At 60.2% G+C, this 19,846-nt stretch carries 17 protein-coding genes and 3 pseudogenes; 6 read left to right on the plus strand and 14 right to left on the minus strand.

Annotated features, from left to right (window positions below; all coding sequences use genetic code 11):
* Positions 1 to 229: 229 nt before the first annotated feature.
* Positions 230 to 733, plus strand: a pseudogene (locus JM946_RS31785) (transposase); the annotation flags it as partial.
* 103 nt (positions 734 to 836) lie between these two features.
* On the opposite strand, the gene JM946_RS20540 reads toward JM946_RS31785, so the two are convergent.
* Genes JM946_RS20540 through JM946_RS20550 form a run of 3 tightly spaced genes read right to left on the minus strand, consistent with a single transcriptional unit; the run spans position 837 to position 2,889 of the window.
* On the minus strand, positions 837 to 1,589 hold the full coding sequence (locus JM946_RS20540; RefSeq protein ID WP_203169248.1) for a hypothetical protein: 753 nt from the start codon (positions 1,587 to 1,589) through the stop codon (positions 837 to 839).
* The gene (locus JM946_RS20545) at positions 1,576 to 1,995 is read right to left on the minus strand and encodes a hypothetical protein (protein WP_203169249.1); all 420 of its coding nucleotides are present in this window, start codon (positions 1,993 to 1,995) and stop codon (positions 1,576 to 1,578) included. The genes JM946_RS20540 and JM946_RS20545 overlap by 14 nt, the downstream gene beginning before the upstream one ends.
* 39 nt (positions 1,996 to 2,034) lie before the next feature.
* Positions 2,035 to 2,889, minus strand: coding sequence for a S1 family peptidase (locus JM946_RS20550; protein WP_203169250.1), 855 nt, complete (start codon positions 2,887 to 2,889; stop codon positions 2,035 to 2,037).
* A gap of 528 nt (positions 2,890 to 3,417) precedes the next feature.
* On the opposite strand from JM946_RS20550, the gene JM946_RS20555 reads away from it, so the two are divergent.
* A complete protein-coding gene (locus tag JM946_RS20555) occupies positions 3,418 to 3,783 on the plus strand; it encodes a helix-turn-helix transcriptional regulator (protein ID WP_218043026.1) in 366 nt (121 codons plus the stop codon).
* A gap of 148 nt (positions 3,784 to 3,931) precedes the next feature.
* On the opposite strand, the gene JM946_RS20560 is transcribed toward JM946_RS20555, so the two are convergent.
* The 7 genes and pseudogenes from JM946_RS20560 to JM946_RS20595 form a co-directional block, all read right to left on the minus strand.
* Positions 3,932 to 5,506 carry a tyrosine-type recombinase/integrase gene (locus JM946_RS20560; protein ID WP_322110960.1) on the minus strand — a complete coding sequence of 525 codons (1,575 nt, stop codon included), beginning with the start codon at positions 5,504 to 5,506 and terminating at the stop codon, positions 3,932 to 3,934.
* Positions 5,507 to 5,863: 357 nt separating this feature from the next.
* Positions 5,864 to 6,499 (minus strand): plasmid pRiA4b ORF-3 family protein, encoded by a 636-nt coding sequence (locus JM946_RS20565; protein ID WP_203169252.1) that lies wholly within the window; start codon positions 6,497 to 6,499, stop codon positions 5,864 to 5,866.
* 155 nt (positions 6,500 to 6,654) lie between these two features.
* A pseudogene (locus JM946_RS31790) lies at positions 6,655 to 8,264 on the minus strand (Fic family protein).
* Positions 8,265 to 8,795: 531 nt separating this feature from the next.
* Positions 8,796 to 9,116: a hypothetical protein gene (locus JM946_RS20580; RefSeq protein WP_203169255.1), complete on the minus strand. Its 321-nt coding sequence runs from the start codon at positions 9,114 to 9,116 to the stop codon at positions 8,796 to 8,798.
* A 2-nt stretch (positions 9,117 to 9,118) separates the two neighbouring features.
* Positions 9,119 to 9,457: a hypothetical protein gene (locus tag JM946_RS20585; protein ID WP_203169256.1), complete on the minus strand. Its 339-nt coding sequence runs from the start codon at positions 9,455 to 9,457 to the stop codon at positions 9,119 to 9,121.
* Positions 9,458 to 9,669: 212 nt separating this feature from the next.
* The gene (locus tag JM946_RS20590; RefSeq protein ID WP_203169257.1) at positions 9,670 to 10,668 is read right to left on the minus strand and encodes a relaxase/mobilization nuclease domain-containing protein; all 999 of its coding nucleotides are present in this window, start codon (positions 10,666 to 10,668) and stop codon (positions 9,670 to 9,672) included.
* Positions 10,649 to 11,200 carry a hypothetical protein gene (locus tag JM946_RS20595; RefSeq protein WP_218043028.1) on the minus strand — a complete coding sequence of 184 codons (552 nt, stop codon included), beginning with the start codon at positions 11,198 to 11,200 and terminating at the stop codon, positions 10,649 to 10,651. The genes JM946_RS20590 and JM946_RS20595 overlap by 20 nt, the downstream gene beginning before the upstream one ends.
* 185 nt (positions 11,201 to 11,385) lie before the next feature.
* Here JM946_RS20595 and JM946_RS30045 point away from each other — a divergent pair, with 185 nt between their 5' ends.
* The 3 genes and pseudogenes from JM946_RS30045 (at position 11,386) to JM946_RS20605 (ending at position 13,547) form a co-directional block, all read left to right on the plus strand.
* Complete coding sequence (locus tag JM946_RS30045; protein ID WP_218043029.1) at positions 11,386 to 11,673, plus strand: hypothetical protein; 288 nt, start codon at positions 11,386 to 11,388, stop codon at positions 11,671 to 11,673.
* 150 nt (positions 11,674 to 11,823) lie between these two features.
* Positions 11,824 to 12,618 carry an SDR family NAD(P)-dependent oxidoreductase gene (locus JM946_RS20600; RefSeq protein ID WP_203169259.1) on the plus strand — a complete coding sequence of 265 codons (795 nt, stop codon included), beginning with the start codon at positions 11,824 to 11,826 and terminating at the stop codon, positions 12,616 to 12,618.
* Positions 12,619 to 12,732: 114 nt separating this feature from the next.
* A pseudogene (locus tag JM946_RS20605) lies at positions 12,733 to 13,547 on the plus strand (LOG family protein).
* Positions 13,548 to 13,685: 138 nt separating this feature from the next.
* On the opposite strand, the gene JM946_RS20610 reads toward JM946_RS20605, so the two are convergent.
* Together JM946_RS20610 and bamA are read right to left on the minus strand one after the other, a co-directional pair.
* Positions 13,686 to 14,984, minus strand: a complete 1,299-nt coding sequence (locus JM946_RS20610; protein WP_203169260.1) for a DUF4397 domain-containing protein — start codon at positions 14,982 to 14,984, stop codon at positions 13,686 to 13,688.
* Positions 14,985 to 15,011: 27 nt separating this feature from the next.
* Positions 15,012 to 17,420, minus strand: a complete 2,409-nt coding sequence (bamA, locus tag JM946_RS20615) for an outer membrane protein assembly factor BamA (RefSeq protein ID WP_203169261.1) — start codon at positions 17,418 to 17,420, stop codon at positions 15,012 to 15,014.
* A gap of 255 nt (positions 17,421 to 17,675) precedes the next feature.
* Here bamA and JM946_RS20620 point away from each other — a divergent pair, with 255 nt between their 5' ends.
* Complete coding sequence (locus JM946_RS20620; RefSeq protein ID WP_203169262.1) at positions 17,676 to 18,389, plus strand: response regulator; 714 nt, start codon at positions 17,676 to 17,678, stop codon at positions 18,387 to 18,389.
* On the opposite strand, the gene JM946_RS20625 is transcribed toward JM946_RS20620, so the two are convergent.
* Both JM946_RS20625 and JM946_RS30595 read right to left on the minus strand, forming a co-directional pair.
* Entirely contained in the window at positions 18,390 to 19,385 is a 996-nt protein-coding gene (locus JM946_RS20625; RefSeq protein WP_203169263.1) for a DNA-methyltransferase, read from the minus strand.
* Between the two features lie 32 nt (positions 19,386 to 19,417).
* Positions 19,418 to 19,840 (minus strand): type IV pilin protein, encoded by a 423-nt coding sequence (locus JM946_RS30595; RefSeq protein ID WP_322110961.1) that lies wholly within the window; start codon positions 19,838 to 19,840, stop codon positions 19,418 to 19,420.
* Positions 19,841 to 19,846 lie beyond the last annotated feature (6 nt).

The following is a 19,846-nucleotide window of genomic DNA, read 5'->3' on the forward strand; positions in this document are numbered from 1 at the left end:
CTTGTCGCTGCAATGTGGTCGCACCGGCGCCGGAAAGGACGCCGGGAGGCGTCGAGCTGAGAACTTCGCTCCGTTCTTCCGAAGCACCAGATCGACGGAGCAATCCGCCCTGTCCACTGCATTCCCCATGGCCGCGTATCCGCGACGGCGGAACGCCTCACCGATGATCGATTCGACTTGTCGCCAAGAAATTGCCGGGCACGGCGATTGGCCCTAGGTGCGGAGCCACTTCCTGCGCTCGCTCACACGTCGCGGTCTGCCTGGGGGTGGGGCTGGTCATCTCAGATGCCCACGAACGCCTAAAGGCGGCAGCAGCGAAGGTGCTGAAGTCGACATGGCGACGCTGCCGAGTGGACTTTCCGCGCAACGCCCTGGCGCATGCCAACAAGGGCCCGCCCCAGGTCGTGCTCGCGCTGAAAAAAAAACGGTCTTCGCGCAGGAAACGCAGGAGGCAGCGATCACGCGGAGATCAAATGCCTCACCGATGTCGTCGGCATCTTCCCGAATGAATCCGCGATTACTCGGCTCGTCTGGGGCGCCGCCGCTGGAGCAGAACGACGAGCGATCACTGCAACGACGATCACGCAGCCTGAGTATCAAGCTGCCAGACTGTCGACCGTTGCCAACTGCGCACGAGCCCAAACGAACCAGAGCTCAGGACTCGTACACCACGTTTTGGACGCGATCAAGACTTCGCCAGTTGCCCACCGTAACCGCCTCGTTTGGGGCGTAGCAGTGCCATCTGTGTGCCCCCCCCCCTTTGGCCTGGCGCGAATAAAGCAGATCGGCTCTTCAACACAGCAGCTCATAGACAAACGCAGCCAGCGGCACGCGTGCTACTTTGCACCAGCCCTTCTGCCAGCTCTGGGAATCGATAGATCGCCACGGACATCAAATGGCGATTTTTTGTTTCGGCCCGCACGCAACCTCCCTAGACGAACATCAAATGCGGGGACAACGGTTAGGGCAAACCGTCGCTTAGCAAAGGACTTCATTACTTCCTGCGACGTCCCGGAGAATGAACCGAGCGTCAACAGAAGCGGATCAAAATGCGCCGCCGCCTTGAACCCTCTTGGACGCCTACCAACAAGAAACCGGGGTAGCAACTCATGAACAATTCCCACAAAGTGCGCTAGCAGCATGGGATAGACAACCAACTTCTTGACCTCTGCGAAAGAGATCAAATCTCTGTTCTCACAAGCCCGCCAAACCTCTTTGCCCCTTATCACTTTCGGCTTTATCGGTATCGACCCTGATGCGACTACGCCGACATCCACACAGAAGACACCTCCACTGTGCGCACCGCGCACCGGGAGATTCATGTGAATCTCGAACTCAGCCGTCTTGCTCACCACTTCTGCGCGCGAGAACTTTGAAGGGTGCCCGCGTGTTGATGTCTTGACTGTAAGGACGTCTCCCGCTGGATGTACGAGACGTACGTTTGCTCCATTTATTCTGTAGTGTTCATACGACGCAACGAACGCCGCGAGCTCCAGAAACGCCGTCTGATGGACCGCAATGTCGCTGAGGGCCCTATCGTGCTTCTGCAGAACCCTTCCGACATACGATGCGACCTTACTCACGTCCATGAGCTAGCTCTGTCAAGACGTCGGTATAGTTATCTGCCTCAAAAACCTGTCGAAGCCCGAGTTCATCGATCACTGCATTTAGGTCTTTGTGTAACTGCCGCAGTTCTAAATATCGCTCCGACTCCTTGCTGTAGATCGCTCCGCCAACTCTAACCGCTGACGCGCCACTACCACGCGACACGGCCAAGGAGTTATCAACCGCCCAGTAGCATGACGAAACTATACCTATAGCCTTTCTTAGCGCAGCGACGAGGAGCAACTGCTGCCTAAGTTGCGCATTCTGCTCCACGTGCGCATCATCAAAGATGGCATCCGCCGCGGCCTCTACTGCAGCCACATAGCTCAAGACCTGGTCTCGCAACGACCTTGGCAAATGCTCCACTATGTTGTGAATGCCTTCGTTCACTCAGTCTCCCTTCCGAACCAGCGACTCGACGTATTGGTCTTATCCGAATCTCCTGCAAATGAATTCCACAGGCTGCAGCGACAATGCAAACGTCGAACCTGAAGGAACACGCAACCCCGGATACTCTTTCGATGAAACAGTGGTCATTGGACGCTGAGCGATAACTGCGACCGCGTCACCCTGGCCATTCACAACAGGACCGCCGCTCGCACCCGAATGCATCCCGTTGTCTACGTAAATCAGGTCGCATTCGATTCGAATGTTGGTCGATGTGCTTTCGGCGATTACTCGTCGAGAGTTTCCAACGACGGCTCGCTTGATCAGAGGTCCTGTCATATCGGCGGCGTATCCTTGTGTCATCGCCGTGAGAAACTCCGCGGCTCCGGAAGCGCCTCGGTCTAACATACGTTCTACTCCGAAAGCAGTGTCCAGTTCGTCTGAATAGCCTGCACAGAACACCTCTTCTCCAAGTTGCGGTGGCGTCGTTGACGCGGGAATAAAGGACAATGGTCGCTCCGGAGGAACCCGGGGGATGAGGAGAGCAAGGTCGATCTGCACAGGAGCTTGAAAGCCGGGGACTTGGATCGTTAAGCCACAGAACCCAACCCGGTACTCAGCTGTCGCTTGGCCAACAAGCTTCACGAGTATTTTGGTGTCAGGACCTGTGTAGTCACTCTCTCGAATCGGAAACCGACCCGTGACCACATGTGCAGCCGTGATGATTTGACCATCCGCGCGAAAGCAGAAGCCTGTGCCCTGGCTAACTCGCTCCCCAGCCTCCCACACGGTGATGTAGCCGCACGCTGCAGAAAGCTTCGTATAGAGATCTTTGTACATATGTGGTGACGCTAGCTGCTTGTAGTTCTCCGACAGCTGGCTGTCGAGAGCAGGCATCTTATCAGGTGAGCGCCAGGCGCCGGTACACACCATAACGTTTGCATATTGCCCAGATGGCCATGCTCTCATGGGGTGGACGACAGCAAACCCGCGGCCGCGCAATCAACCCGTACTAAGTTTCGCCGCATTTTGGGGCGAAACCCACTGTATTGCGCTGACCCCATGGGCTACTGCGTTCGCCTCTGCACTATCTCGTCGCCCGCCCCGCACGCGCAGGTGCCGCGAGCCCCTTTCAATCCCTCTCCGAACAGAGCTAACACACCCTCTGTTTTTATCGATTCTCGTCAATTTCTCCACCTGACATTTCCCTGCCGGTCGGGAATGATCTTTATCGAGGAATACCGTCCCGACAGTTGAGTAAAGCCACACGTAAATGGGCCGAAACTCGACACATATATGGGGATCTAATTCGCCGAATTTTCGGCGAAACTCCCCGCTGACATTTCCTCGCCGCCGAGGGATGCTGTCTGCATGGAGCGGACCTTCATCCGCTCAACCATCGGAGTCACATCAGGAGTAACGATCATGAACTCGTATCCATCCCGAACGCTTCGTTCGATACCCACCTCACCTGCAGCTACGCGCCCGGCCCGCATGACCGGGCAAGACGAGGCGCGGGCGCTTGCTGGCCGTCCGAGCGCTTCAATCACTCCGGCACAACCGGAAGTACAGCAGGATGCACCGCGCGCCACACCGATCCGCATGCTCCGGCTCTCGCAAGTCGCAGCGATCACCGGCTTGAGCAAAACAAAGATCTATCAGCTGCAAATTCAAGGCGACTTTCCGATGCGAGTGCAGCTATCTCCCAGACGTGTCGCCTGGGTGGAGTCGGAGGTGCAGGCCTGGCTCGCTGCACGCATCACATCCAGCACGCCTCTGATTGAACGCTGACTGTCCCTCCGTCATGACCTTTCAGTTACAGCGCTCGGCAGCGCCGCGCCGTTGCGGCACTCCGAGCGGTCTTTAACGCCCGATCCGCGTGCGCCGCTGACGCTCGGCAGAATACCGCTCTGGCCATCAGCGGAGCGAGCACGCCCTCCTACGCCGCTTCGGTCGGCTCCACGATCACATACGCCTCCGTGTCTGACTCCCGCCATAGGCTCGCAGCATCAAACTCAGCACCGATAAGATCCTCCGCCCAGCGCTCGAGCACTTCGCGCATCTCCTTCACATAGCCATATCGGTTGTAGATCGCCGTGACGCTGCCATCGGCGTGCCCCAGCACTCGCTTGATCAGATGCTCACCGCCGACACCCAACTGCTCCGCGATCCGAGTCGCGACGGTTCGTCGCAAGTCATGCGGCGTCCACGGCACCACGCCTCGTTCGCCGGACACAGCCGTCATGGCCTGCATCATTCTGCTGTGCCCCTTCGACCAACCTGATACCGGTGCTAGACCGTCGGTGCCGCTGAAGACGTAGTCACCCTGTCGTCCAGCGTAGTTCGCCAAAGTGTGTTCGAGTATTTGGACCGCGACCGGCACGAGCGGCACCACGTGTACGTGATCGCTTTTGTACGCCTGTGCCGGGATGACCAGCAGCGATTGCTTGAGGTCGATATAGGGCTGGCGACATCGCGCCCACTCGCCGGGTCGGCAGCCAGTCAGCAGGATCAGTCGATAGAGCGGACCGAACGGATAGCCAAGCGTCCCGGCCGCATGCCAAACGACCTGCGCCTCCTCCAGAGACAGCACACGCTCCTTCTTCCTCTTCTTAGGAAGGTTGTCCTCCATTCCCGAGACTGGATTGTCCGCGCGCTTCAGCAGCCGCTCACGAATGCCCCAATTGATCATTTTGCGAAGTACGGCAACTACGCTCCTCGCAGCTTCGATGCCGCCGCGACGGCGCATCTTTCCTTCACGAGTTGAAGGCGCCTTAACCATGACCTCTTTCATGAGGCTGCGCACCTGGTCGCGAGTGAGCATGTCGGCTACCACCCGACCTACGCCGCCTATGATATGAGCTCGAATGGCCATCTCGTATCTGGCCCCCGCGCGCAGTTGCTTTAGGTGGACATAGTCGGTGAGAAATTTCTCAGCCAACCCTTCGACAGTGAGGCGCCCAGTCGCTACCCGCTCGAGCGCTTCAACCGGACTCTCACCGCGCCTCGCCTGATCGATGTATGCGTTGGCCTTTGCTCGTGCGGCGTGCAAAGAGACCTGCGGGTATGAGCCGAGCGTTAGACGTCGCTTCGGGCCCATCAGCCCATGTCCTCGATCGGTGATGCCTTCCTCGCCGAATACGCGGATCATCAACGACCATGTCGCGCCACGCGTTTTTCCAATTCGCAGCGTGAGTCCGGGCACTGCGCCGTCAGGCAACTCGACGCGACCGGTCCGTGGTTTCGCCAATACTGCGCGTATCCCTACGTCTGTGAGCTTGTTCATAAGCCACCTCGCTCCTGGGGTGTCACTCCAAATTCGTGGGTGCCAGCCCCAAAATCGCGGTTTCTCAACGTCGCTCCGGGGTGCCACCACAGGGTGATACTTTGCTCGTCTCTGCCTGAGAAAGCGAGCACCTCCGTGAACTACGAAAGACGCGAAATGCCTATTTTTATAGTCTTTGCGGCACCTCCTCAGTTTCCCATAGAAACTCCGGAACAAAATTCGGGACATCTACATCCTGATCTAAATGCCTGACGATGTTTCTATTTTCGTATCGATCTAAGGTTCAAGTCTTATGAATGTGTCGCTCCACGATGACGACGGCGCTCGAAGAGAGCACTACGCGGACCTAAGTCACTTCATCCCACCGTTGCATCGGCAACGAGTGGCAATAGACCTGGTGGAGGGCTTCAATACCCGCTCATGAAGAGTGAACGCGTGGTCCCGGATGCGCCGCGGATGTCCGCAAATCTCAGCCTGCGAAGCACTCCCGTCCGAGCGGGGTCGTAAGAAAGGCCGACTTGCGCCGCCACAACAAGCACTCCCTCACAGTCGATCGCCGGGATATCTAGGCTCGGGGTCCACAGGTTATCGAACGCCTCGCCGCCCCGGCTTCCAATCCCGATTGAGACGATTGAGGTCGAACCCCTTCGGATCGAACACGCCGCGGATCCATCGCAGCGTGTCCGCATACTCCGGGTGCAATCGATCGCCGATGCATTCCAGGAAATGCGCATAGCCATGAGAGCCGCCGACGTCCTCCGTCGGACAGGCGTTCTCACCCCCAGTGCAAGCTGGGGTAGGTAGCTCGAACTCTGGCCAAGCGGCAGGAGTCATCTCGATGACGCAACGGTGTACCCAACTGTCACCCATGTCGTAGTGATATCCGAACTCTCCACCAACACCACCGAGTTCGCGAACTACTGTCGCGACCGAAACACGACGCTCGTCTTGATAGTTCTGCGCCCCGCCATCAAGTTCGATCTCTTGAATCCACCAATCAGGACCGATGCAGCGTTCGCCGACGCGAAACTCGTGCGCATGCGAATCCTGCCAGCCCATTACCCACTGTAGATAATCATGCAGAGATCCAAACGTCCACTGATTGGAGACAACGATCCGCCGCCACACGAGCGGTGAGATCCCCTGCAGTTCGATTCGTATTGCAACGGGTTGTGCTTTTGGAGGCATGACTATGAGGCGAATACTAAGATTGGTGCGCAAGTTGGTCCGGTGACCGAGGCAATCAACCGCGACGATACTAGATGTCAGGAACAATCTGTCCGCGCGTGAGCGCTAAGTGCTCCACGCATCGTCAAAGCGTCGCACATCAACGTCACGGCACTGGCCGTCCGACAAACTACATCGAAGCTCACATATCATCGTCCCGGTGTCCGCTCCGGCCGATACCGCTCGATGACACTTTCATCGACCACCGCTGTCTCACCCAAAACTCGTGACGCGGCGTCAACGACGGCCTCCCACACGCCGGCCTCTCGAAGTACCAGCATTTCCTTCGCCAGCACGTTGCTGAGCTTACCTTCGTTCTGCTCGATCGAACGCGAGACTGGATCGATCTGATGGTCGGGCATCTCCACTATTTCTTTCACCGCCGCACGCGCCTGCGCATGGCGTCTCAGGTAAATCGATTCCTCGCGCGTCTGTTCTGTGAGTGTGCGGCTGATGATGTCTGACAGATAGATCACATGTGACCCCAAGTCCGGATAGCGCCACATTGGCTTCGCTAGATCATCGCCGCTGAAAGTGAAATTGGATGCCACTCCGTCAGGGTAGACAGTTTGCTTAGAGTCGAACACCACGTACTCCCGTACCGACTGCATCAGCGGTTTGGAAACTCGATCCAGGATTCGGTCGTAGCTGCGCCGTTCTCCGGCATCATCGGTAATAACGGCGGACACGGGCAGAATCACCGGATCGGGAATCGCGTCGTCTCGGCGTATCACATCATTGATGAGGAACCGGTGCAGCCGGCATTGCCATCAGCTAGCGGATGGATGTAGACGAAACCGAACGCCGCTACGGCGCTGCGCATCACTGGCGACTGCCCTTCCGTCCGCTGCAGGAAAACGTGCAACCCCTCGAGCATCGCAGGAACTTCCGCCGCAGGAGGCGCTACGTAATGAACGATCTCTTGTTGTCGAATCATCTCGCCGACAAACACGGGAGATTGCCGGATACCGAACTGAGTCAGGGTGATCTTTCCCAGGATCTCACGCTGTAATTCAGCGAGTATTGCGGAGGTGAGCGGCGGATCACCTTGACCGGTGCGTCTAGCCATCACGTCTGCGAATCGCTCGATGCGATTGGCCTGGTCGGCTTCTCCTTCGATCGCGAAACTGGCTCGGCTCTCACGGAGCGTCATCCACGACGCTGCACGCAGCAGCAGATCCTCGCCAAACTCCGCGGTCAGTTTCTCGAATAACTCAGTTACATTGACGTTCGACGCCCGAGCGACAGCATCGGTCTTCACGACGATAGGACAGAAATGTCTCGTACCGGGGAGGTTGTCATTCACTCGCCATCGCTGAATCTTGATCACGCGGCCCGGCGAAGCGGCGACCAGTTTGGCATCATCGACCACATCGACATAGTCGCCTCCAAGCTTGGCCGGCAGGTCCAGCACATCGCCGGTCAGCCACTCATAGAGGAACGCCGCGCGGCGTGCGTATTGCCCCGTGGGCTCTGCTGCCACCCACGATCGAATGAAGGCTGGCCCCGTTTTTCCGAAAAGCCGAGCCAGAAATTCGAGATGGGGAACTTCGTGGCGCAGGTGAAATTGCAACTGGGCGGCCGGCTCCTGCGCGGGTCTCATGAGTTCTTGGTACGTTTCGAGCCGGAGTCCATCGTTGATCTCGGTCGCTCGTCGACCACCGATCTGGCTCAATACTGGCAACTGCCCGAGGGGCAGAACGTTATAGGCTCGAGCCAGCCACGCAGCGCCGATTGAATCAGCGGGTAAGTCGTTCACGGGGTCTCCCGAACGCTTTGCTTCGGCATAAAAACGCAGATGCGGGCTGCTAGAAAGCCGCCACCTGATTATGGGCGCATAAAATCGATTATAGAACGATCCAATTGCAGAATTTCAATTATGGGCGGCAACCCGAAGCGATCCCATGCGCGGAGCGTTCGCATGCAGCCAGATCGTCCGCTCCTCCGTAACTCTTCGATTTATTCTGGGTTCGCGCACCGATCGAGCCGGCGCCCCGTTGTCCCGAAGGGGTCAATAGCGATGAAAGCGCACACAGGAGGCGAGGTCCTGTTCACGTTTTCATCGGGGCCGCTCCGTAAACGGAGGCCTAGCTGGCCAACAGGGAGGCTCCTCCGATGGCTACGTGTCAGGGGCATCGGGCGAGTGGGACTATCGGCACGCCCCCGATGCCACCTTCCATTCCAATACTCGACATATCGCTCGTACGCATGAGTCGAGGCAAGGAATGGGACATGGAAAGGGCAAGCGACGCGATGAGCGGGCAAAGTCGCCACCCCTTTTCTCGTTGCCCTAGCAGCGCGGTGGCGGCCATCGATCAAGTTTCTCCGCCAATAGAATCGGCCGAATCAGATCAGCTGTCCTGATAGCTTGTTCGTCCAGATTCTCACTTCCGTAGTTCGGAATGTCCACAACCCCAATGCTCTCGATGGGAAATCGATCAACATTGGCTTCGACAAAAGGCAGAACCCGCGTGATATTGAATTCAAAGGCGCCATTCGGATAAAGCTCGTCGCCTAGCTCTGCGGAACACGGCTGAAAGCCCTTGTCGAGCTTGAGCTTCACCGCTGTCGGGTGATCGGATCGAGTGGACAGTTTGATTCGCTTCTTCATCCTCATCGGCCTGAGCCTGCAGCCCTCGCCGCAAATTCGCCACGCAGGCGCTCGATCGCGGGACCGCCGTCCTCAGCTGGCAGAGTCGCCGCCAGTTTCTCGACCATCGTCCAAGCGCGGTCAGAAAGCTGCGACGATCCGAAATCGTCGTCCCAGCAATGCTCCGAAATCTGCTCGATACTATCCATGAATCTCGCGAGCAGTTGCAGCGCTGCTTTTGGGTCGCGCAAAAGCACGCACCGCTCCACGGCATCTGGACAGCGGTCGGCACGCTCCACATGCCCTGCACCTTTCCGGTAGCGGTAATCTCTGTCTCGCTCACCGTCGCGCACTAAATTCAAGCTCGCTGCTCAGTAGCTCGGCGGCGGCCTTGCTGTCTCCGGCCAATACGAACACGCGGACACACTCGGAGATGCCGTCAGCAGCAAAGCCAGCGACAGAATGAAGTCGAACCCTTGCAGGCCCAGCGCGATCCGCTCCTCCCAGAGTTCCGCCGCGCGCGTAACTCCAAGGACTGCTTCTGCGGAAGTTCCGCATCCAACCGATCCCACTCTCAGCGAACAAGCGTTTGTTCTTTGGCGCGCGGCCCACGGGCTCGAGCCAGCAACTCTGCCGCCAACCACTGCTTCTCAGTGCGAGGCGGCGGCATCTGTTGGATGAACCTGGAAACCTGATCCGCGAGCTCATGCCTTCCTTCGGCGATCAGAAGATCGCGCACCGCCGTCCACCCTCTCACCACCTCCAATCGGCTCCGCCGCAACCTCTCGGCGCCTGACTCATCGAGCGCGCCAGCCTTGAGCTCGCGCACCACCTCGCGCACCCGTGCGGCCATGTGCGATGACTCGCCCCGGCGCGCCGCTCGGAAGATGCCATCCAGCTTTGGCGCACGACTCTGCCCACGAATCCGTCGCTCCGTGGCATTCGCTTCAACGCCCTGGGCTCGAAGCTGGCGCGCAAACTGCTGACGCCATTGGCGCAGCGTCGCCCTGCGAATGTCGAGCCGCACCCCCCCTTCACTGACCGCCTTCACCGTCAGATGCACGTGGGGATGGGGCTCGTTGGTATGCAGCACCATCGCGTATCGATGCCGGCGCCCGAGCTGATCGCGAGCGAAATCCCGGACGGCGGCGTGCACCTTCGCCGGCGGCGTGCCGGCCGGCATGGAGAAAGTGATGTTACGGACCAGCTTGGGCGGCTTGCGTGGATAGGACACATACAGCCCAGCTCGCGGCCGATGTTTCTCCAGATCCAGATCCCAGTCCTCGAACAGCCGCTGAGGCGCGTCGTGACCGAGCAGCCGCTCCCCATGATCTGTCTCGATTTCGAGCTCGCCTGCTCGGCTGATATAGCTGAAATGAGTCTTCACCCCGCGGCTCGTTCTCACGCTTGCGCCGCCCGTGACTTTCACCATCACTTCCGGCGCCCGCCTGACGGTCCGGCTGATCTGCTCGATCTCAGCCGCGCTGAACGAGGAGCGCCCGCCCGGCCCTCGCCGGGCATAACCTCCGATGTCAAACAGCGGCGCGTCGCCCCTAATCCGAAATGGCTTCATTTCCTGCTCTCCACGAAAGCGCATTGGCTTTCAGCAGCGCCTTGGTGTGATCGCGCAGCGCCTCGCACACGGTGATGGTCGCCAGCAGATCCGCCCGGGTGGGTCCGGTCATGCCGGCGCGTTGCTCGGCCAGGCGAATCAGCTGGTTCAGGCCTCGGGCGATCGCGCCGAGCTCGGCCACCGATTGCTTGAGCGCCATCAACTCCGCCTTGGGCAGCGGCGCGAGATTACGGAGATGGGCGCGCACCAGAACCGATATGTAGGTGGCCGCACCCATATGGCGGCAGGCCGCCCGCTCCACCAGTAATCGCTTGTCATCCGGATGTAGCAGCGCATACGTGCGCGCTCCTCCCACCCGACGCCCTGAGCGCTGCACCGCGTCCGCACGAATGTCGCCGGCGTTACGCACCGCCGAATCGATGAGCTGCTTCAACAACCCAGCCTGGGTCATGTCCTGATGTTCCGCAAGACTGCGGAATCGGGCTTTGATGCCTTGAGAGACATGCACTGAAATTCGATGTGTGGCGATCATGCTCCACAGTGTTGGTCAATGGAGGGCTCAGAAACAGCCCGAGTTACGCCGTTTTTTGCGCGATACTCCCCCTTGACAGACATCCTTCTAGATGCGCGCGCGAGCCGTGGGACGCCGATTGGTCTTCCACCCACTGCCTGCATCTTCCACAATCCACCCCTCTCGCCGATGGTCAGCCACCGCCCATGCCCACCTCTCCTTCCCATCCCTCCGACCAACTCAGCTCCCCGAGCTACCTCATCCTCGTCGAACACACAAACTTCCTCTTACGCGATGAAATGCGAGCAGTCCGCTTCGCGCTCGAATACGCGAAGGCGGATCTGCTGCTTCGGGACTGGGGTGTGCGATCGACCATCATTGTCTTCGGAAGCGCGAGGGTTCCCTCACCGGAGCGGGCGGCGGCGTGGAAAGAGGCGGCGACTGCGCCTGATGAAAAGGCAAAGCGGCGGATCGAGCGGCAGCTGCGTTGGTAGAGGCGGCGCGAGAGTTCGGGAGACTTGCGAGCGGGCCCGAAGGCGCCGAAGGAACGATGGCGAGACAATGTCATCGCGACTGGCGGTGGCCCAGGCACAATGGAAGTGGCGAGTCGCGGTGCGCATATAGAATCCCCGGAACAACCAACCATGATCGCTGAGGATACGCACGTGGGAATGTTCGCAGGCAAGGTGGCGCTGGTGACTGGCGCCAGCTCGGGGCTGGGTGAGGCCGCGGCACTGAAGTTCGCCCGAGAAGGCGCCAAGGTGGTCGTTGCCGCTCGGCGCGCCGAGCAGAGCGCCCGGGTCGTCGAGCGCATCGTCGAACTGGGCAGTGAAGCCTTGTTCGTGTCGACGGATGTAAGCCGTGCCGCTGATGTGGAACGCATGGTGAAGACAGCCGTCGACAAGTTCGGCCGGCTGGATTATGCGGTGAACAATGCCGGCATCGCCGGCCCGCGCTTCACGCCCATCGCCGAAGTCACCGAGGCGCAGTGGGATCAAGTCATGGGCAGCAACCTGAAGGGCGTCTGGCTGTGCATGAAGTACGAGATTCCCGCGATGCTCGCCAATGGCGGCGGGGCGATCGTCAACATCGCATCCATCTACGGGCTCAAGCCGAGCGACATCGGCCATGGTCCCTACTGCACCAGCAAGCATGGTGTGGTCGGCCTCACCCGGTCGGCGGCCGCCGACTATGGCCAGATGTCGATTCGCATCAACGCCATCGCCCCGGGATTCACGCTATCTGAAATGGTCGATCCCACTCGGCCGGGCGCCGCGGAGAAGTACCAGGCACTGGTTGAACGCCATTCGAGCATGAAGCGACTGGGCCACGCCGAGGAAACCGCCAATGCGATCACTTGGCTTTGCTCGGATACGGCCTCGTATGTCAATGGAGTCGTTCTGCCGGTCGATGGCGGCAGCGTGACGCGGATGTACTGAGGCGGGCGCGGTGTGCTCCATAGAAGCCAGCAGGTCGCCATAGCACTCACCTTTCTGACGTTTCCCATCTCTCAGATCCATCGCTTTTGCCCATAGACAGACAGCCACCCGCCCATGCCCACTCCTCCCCCCGATCTCCCCGACCAACTCAACTCCCCCAGCTACCTCCTCCCGGTCGAAGATACAAACTTCCTGTTACACGATGAAATGCGAGCAGTCCGCTTCGCGCTCGAATACGCGAAGGCGGATCTGCTACTGCGGGACTGGGGCGTGCGATCGACCATCATTGTTTTCGGAAGCGCAAGGGTGCCCTCGCCGGAGCGGGCGGCGGCGTGGAAAGAGGCCGCGACGACGCCTGATGAAAAGGAAATCCAGCGGATCGAGCGGCAACTGCGTTGGTACGAGGCGGCGAGAGAGTTTGGGCGGATTGCGAGCGAGCGTGGAGGCGCGAAGGCGCCGAAGGAAAGATGGCGGGACAACGTCATTGCGACCGGCGGTGGCCCTGGCATCATGGAAGCGGCGAATCGCGGTGCGCATGAAGCGAACGCGCCGTCGATCGGCTTCAACATCACGCTGCCGCACGAGCAGCTGCCGAATCGCTACACCACCCCGGAGCTCACATTTCGGTTCCACTACTTCGCAATGCGTAAGATGCACCTCGCCATGCGAGCCAACGCGCTGGTGGTGTTCCCAGGCGGCTTCGGGACGATGGATGAGTTGTTCGAATTGCTGACCTTGCGACAGACAGGCAAGGCGCCGGTGGTGCCCATCGTGATGTTCGATCGCAGCTACTGGCAGCGAGTATTGAATCTCGATGTGCTACTCGAGAATCGCTGATCAGTCCGGACGATCTGAAGTTGTTTGATTACGCCGATTCCGCCGAGGAGATCTGGCGCCTCTTGATCGAGCGCGGTCTGCGCGTGCCCTAGAGGCACCAATGAGCTTCGCATCTAGCGAGCGGGCCGCGGCGCAGCTTCGTCGGAATGCTCGATCTCCGAACTGAATTTCCCGATCGGCAGCAGCGCGCCGAACATCGGCGCGCGCCGCTCACATCCAATAAGTAGTTCTTACCGATCCTTGCGCACGATGGTGATGCCATTGCCGTTGTTATCGGCGATCAGGAACAACGTGTAGACGCTGCCGGCATCCAGATCCACGTCGGGCTGAGCGGCCGTTGCTACGGTGGCCGCGGTGGTGGTGTTCTGTACGTCGAGTCGCTGGTCGGCGCCGCCATCATCAACCGCGTAGCTCGAGGCCTGACCCACGGGTGTTCCTTCGGAGACCGGCGCATAGGCGAGCGAGAAGTGGTGAGGATCGCTCTGCGTGGAGAATCCATTCAACAGCCGGATCTTCATGTCGTCGGTCGCGGTCGGCTGATGGTTGTCATCAGCGATCAGCGTGACGCGCACGCCGCTCGCATCATTCCACAACAGCATGGTGTAGTCGTTGCCGGCGACCAGCGTCTGATTGGGCACCGAAACGGGCACGCCGCTCACGCCCAAGGTCACGGCCACCTCGCCCGCCTCCACGTCGACATAGTTGTCGATGACGCCGACGCCGCGATTGTTCAGCAGCCGCACGCCACCGACGGTGAGCGTCGCCGTCGCGCCGGGCAGCAAACCGACTGCGCCACGCACGCGCGCCTTGGTGTTCTTGTAAGTGATCGGGGCCCCCTGCTGTGGCAGCAGGATGGCGTCGACCAGCACGCCACCGGTCGTTTCGGTCAGGATCAACGTCGCCACCTGGTTCTCCTCGAGCGTGATGCTCGGCACATCCAGGCGCAAATCGGAGATGTTGTTGGGGCCGGTGACGCGCAGGCGATAGGTGCCACTCTCCTCGGTGATCATTGCACCGGAGCCGGAAGGAAACATCGGCGAGTCATCCTCGAGCGGCACGTCCGGCTCCGTCAGAAAGACATCCACGCCGCCCGCCTGCGCGACATTCACCAGCGCGATCTTGGAGCGACCGTTGTCCTCGGGCTCCTCCACATCCTCCAGGATCGCCGTGACATCAAAGCGTGGTCCGACCGGGCCGAAGGCCACATAGGTCACATGGGAATCGTCCGCGAGCTGCACTTCGCCCGCCGTGCGCAGCGTGCTCGACAATCCGGTTCTCTTGAACTTGATGTCGTACGTGCCGGAAGCGACCGTCGCGTAATCGCCGAGCGCGCCGAACACGACATTCGAGCTCCTCAACGCATCGGTGTCGGCGTCTTCCTCGGTGACGTACAGATCGAGCGCTGGATAGCCCGTGCTCACGTTCAACAAGCGCACGTTCGCATCGGCGCTGTCGCCGCCGCTGCTGCAGCCACTCAGTCCCACCGCGGCGGACAGCAGCAGGCCCAGCAGTCGCAATGAATATCGCATGACATATCTCCAGATGAAGCTCGAGGGTCAGAACGCGTTGCCGATCGAAAACTGGAAGCGCTCGAGGTCGTCGCCCCAGTGTCGATAGGTCTCGCGCTGGTATCTGATCGGGATGGCGTAGCTGAAACGGAACAAGCCAAGAGGTGCGAGCCACTGCACACCGACGCCCACCGAGGCGCGCAGCTCGCGCATGTCGAAGTCGTACTCCTTCGGTTGGCCGAGCTTGTCCTCGAACTCGGTGTCGCCGAGGTAGAACGAGTTGCCGAAGTCGAAGAACAGACTGGCGCGTGCGCTCTGCGCGAATTTCTTCGGCATGGGCAGCAACATCTCCAGTTGTCCGGACAGCGCAACGTCGCCGCCGTACGGGTTTTGGAGAGAATCCCGTGGTCCGAGCGTCGATTCGCTGAAGCCGCGCACCGTGTCCGGGCCGCCGGTGAAGAAGTGCAGATTGGGCGGCAGCGCGCTGGTGTCGCCGAGCGCGCGTGCGTACTGCAGCCGCGTGTTCAGACTGAAAGTCACATCGCGCAGCAAAGGCACGAAGCCGAAGCGGAAGTACTGCTGGTACTGATAGGAGCTGCGCAGATACTCGATGGAGTTGTCGCTGGTCGGCACCGAGGTCGACACGTTGAAACGATGCAGGGAGCCTTGCGTCGGGAACAGCACACGATTGCGACTGTCGCGCAGCCAGCCGGCGGAGAGCTCCACCACGTCATATTCGGTGCCGAGCAGGAAATCGCCGTCGATACGACGCAGGTACGAGCTACCGTTATCGGTCACCCAATCCTTCAGCTGCTCCGAGCTGCTGTCGTAAGTCGCAAGTTCCGTGTGCAACAGTGACGAGCCGAAGCTCACGTGCTGCAGCTCCGTGATCGGATACGAGAAGTCGACGCCGCTTGCGTAGGTCTGGGTCGAGAACGCCGAGAAGCTCGAGGTGAGCTGTTTCACATCCCGATAGGTGAAGCTCGCGGTTCGAGTGACGCCATCGATCGTGATGTAAGGATCGGTGTGCGCGAAGCTGTACGCCTTTGCATATTCACCGCCATTGAACTCGGCGCTGATGCGCTGGCCGGTGCCCATGAAATTGGCGTGCGTGATGTTGCCGTTCAAGATGAATGATTGAGACTCGGAGTAGCCGATGCCGCCGCCGAACTGCCCAGGCAGTCCCGGCTCGACCGTCACGTCGACGTCGACCAGATCCGGCGTGCCCGGCACCGGATGCGTCTCGATCTCCACGTCCTTGATGAAGGGCAGTCGCTGCAGACGGATCTTGGAGCGATCCACCGCGCGATTGGACAAGTAGGCGCCTTCCAGCTGACGCATTTCGCGCCGGAGCACGTCGTCATTCACATCGGTGGTGCCGAGGAAATTGATCCGCCGCACATACACTCGATGACCGGCGTCGACCACCATGGCCAGCGCCACTTGTTTTTTGTCCTTATCCAGCTGGGGCACGGCGTCGACCTTGGCGAAGGCATAGCCGTCGAGCCCCAGGCGCAACTTGATCGCTTCGCTCGATTGCGAGATGAGCCGTTGCGAGTACACCTGCCCGGGCGCAATCGACAGCAACTGGCGAAGTTCGTTCTCCGACACCTGCATGTCGCCCGCGAGCTTGACTTCGGAGAGCTGATACACCTCGCCCTCCTCGACATTCACGGTAATGAAGATCTCGTCCTTCTCCGGGGCAATCGACACCTGGCTCGAGGTGATCGCGAAGTCGGCGTAGCCGCGATCCATGTAGTAGGAGCGCAGCGTCTCCAGATCGCCCGTGAGCGACTCCTTGGCGTAACGGTCGTCCTGGCGATACCACGACAGCCAGTTCGGCTCGCGCAGCTGTAACTGATCGAGCAACTCCTGTTCCTCGAAGCTGCGATTTCCCACGATATTGATGTTCTGGATGCGCGCCCGGCCGCCCTCGTGAATGTCGATGGCCACGCGCACGCGGTTGTCCGGCATCTCCTCCGCGGTGGTATCGATCCGCACGCCGTACTTGCCGCGTGAGAAGTATTGGTCGGTGAGATATTGCTTGACCTCATCGAGCACGGACTCATCGAAACTCTTGCCGGTGGCAAGCCCCACGCCACGCAGGGACTTCTGCAGATCCTCTGTTTTGATGTCCTTGTTGCCCTTGATGTCGAAACTTGCGATCACCGGTCGCTCCCTGACCACGACGATGAGCGCGTCGCCTTCGCGACGCAGCTCCACGTCCTGGAAGAACCCCGTGGAATAGAGCGTACGAATCGCTTCGGCGACGCGTCGTCCATCGAGCCGATCGCCGATATTGACCGGCAGATAGTTGTAGACCGTGCCCTCGGAAATGCGCTGCAGGCCTTCCAGGCGAATCTCCTGCACCGCGAACGCCGCGGCGTCATCCGAAGCTGCACGCGCCGATGCGGCGCGCAGCACCGCCAGTCCGCAAAGAAACATCGCTCTCAGCACGCCCAAATCTTTCTGCCCACGCATCGCATACGACCGCAGCCCACGCCACAACACAGCGGCCGGCAGATTAGCGATGGCGGCGTCCGCGAAACCTTTCGATTGTTTGCGAACTTGTAATCAACTGTTTCAGGAGCGCCGGTCGACTCACATTGCGCAACTGTAGAGACGACAAGCCTCGTCACTGCTTCAGCAGCCGTTCAGTCTGGAACGCAAAACTTCGCAACTCGCCAATCATTCGCCGCGGTTGTCACTTTCATGCCCGAGCTTGCGCACATCGTCATCGTGGACAGCGATCTCCAGGCTCGCGGGCTGCTGTCGAGCTACTTGCAAAGCAATGGCTTCCAGGCCACCGCGGTGAGCAACGGCAAGGCGCTGGATCGGCTGCTGGAAAACGGCGGCGTGGACTTGATCGTGATCGATCCGATGCTTCCTGCGGAGAACGGCCTTGCGATCTGCAAGCGGCTACGCGCGGAGGATCGCGTGCCGGTGATCATTCTCACCGCAAAGCGCGGCGAGCTCGATCGCGTTCACGGGCTGGAATTTGCAGAGGATTACGTCGGCAAGCCATTCAGTCCGCGCGAGTTGCTGGCGCGAATCAAGAACGTGCTGAGCCGATGGGATCAGGCCGCGAAGCGCGTGCCGAACAAGCCCGTGCGTTATCGCTTCGCGCGCTGGACGCTCGATACGATCTCTCGAACGTTGATCGATCCGAGCGGCCATCGTCGGCCGCTCGCCGGCAGCGAATATCGCCTGCTCCAGGCGCTCGCATCGAGGGCCAATCGCGTATTGAGTCGTGATGAGCTGATGGAATTGACCAAAGGCCGTGAATCGGTCGCCTTCGATCGGAGCATCGATGTGCAAATCAGCCGATTGCGCCGCATCCTGGGCGAAGATGCGCGCGCGCCCGCCATCATCAAAACCATCTACGGGGAAGGTTATGTCATCGGCGTGCGTGTCGAAACGGAATAGTCACGATCGCGCATCGAGCGCTCTCAGGCGTGCAAACGCCTTGCATCCCAACGCGAAGTACTTCGCGTCGCGCTCGGTGCCAATCGACAAATACCCCAATCGATCGGCAGCGGCCAGGGTCGAATGGCTGCCTGCAAACGGGTCGTACACGATGCCGATGCCGAGCGGCAGCGCGGCGCGCACCACCTGCCGCAGGAAGCGCTGCGGCTTCAACGATGGATGAGGCGCGATCTGCCGCTCGACGCCGCGAGTCGGCGAGCACGTGATCACGTCCTTGAACGGCTCATCGTCTGAAATCCTGCGCAGCCCACCGGTTCCCCAGGTGCGCAGGTTATCGGCCGCCGTGCCTTTGAAAGGCTTGCGGAAGATTCCCCAGGGCTCCCAGCAAGAGCGCGCCATCATCGACACCTCGGAGAACTCCCGCTCGGCGCCCTTGGGGCGATCGCCGCCGCGCAATGTTTGTACGAGCCGGATCAGCTCGCCACGCTTCTCGAAGCCGGCGCGCTGGAAGGCATGAAAAGTCATGGTCGAGAGCAGCGGATTGGATGCCAGAAACACGTGGCCGCCCGGCACGAGCGCGCGATTGAGCCCATAGGCGAGCGCACCGAAGAAGTTGTACAGCGCGCTGATTTCCTCCTGCGACAGCACCGTGAATCTCGGCAAGGGCTGGCGTTTGGCGCCATCGAATGAGGGAGGAATGCGCCATACCCCACCGCGGCCGGCGCGAAGCTTCACATGATTCTTGGTCTCGTATTCGACGATGCCATAGGGCGGATCGGTGACGACCGCATGGATGGAATGCTCGGGCAACTCAGCGAGCCACTGAATCGCATCGGCCAGCACGCCGGTAGCGCGCTCGGATAGGTGTTGGCGACGCTGCTCACCATGCTCGCGCAGGCGCAGCCACTGCTCGTTCTGACGATCCACCAGCGCGGCTCGCCAGGAGGTCGAGCCAACATGCTTCGTCTCATCGCCGGCAGTCACACGAGTTTTCATGAGTCACGACTATACCGTGACCATGCGTGCGCTCACCAGCAGGCGTTCGTGTCCGGCGTGCGGGCGCCAGTCTGATTGAGCGTGAGTTCGCCGCACTCGGCATCGAGCGTTGCCTGCGACCCTTGAGGGGTTGCGCGCGCGACGTAGCCTCGCCCGTCCTCACTCACTGTGACCGCAAACGTGTAGTGACGATTCATGTCGTTCTCAGTCGCGCAGCCCAGGGTAGCTTCGGCATCGGCGTAGGTGAGATTGGTCGTATAGAAGCGCTCCATGAACTGCGCGTACTGCGACAGACACGCCGCCGCTGCATTCCGATGAGTGCGCGCAACGTAACGCTGATAGGACGGGTATGCGACCGCCGCGATGATGCCGACGATGGCCACCGCAATCATCAGTTCGATCAGTGTCACACCGGCGGTCCGGCGCGGCCCGCGCATGGGGGTCTTGAGTCTCATAGCTTG

This window comes from Steroidobacter gossypii, assembly GCF_016801985.1.
Taxonomy (GTDB): Bacteria; Pseudomonadota; Gammaproteobacteria; order Steroidobacterales; family Steroidobacteraceae; genus Steroidobacter; species Steroidobacter gossypii.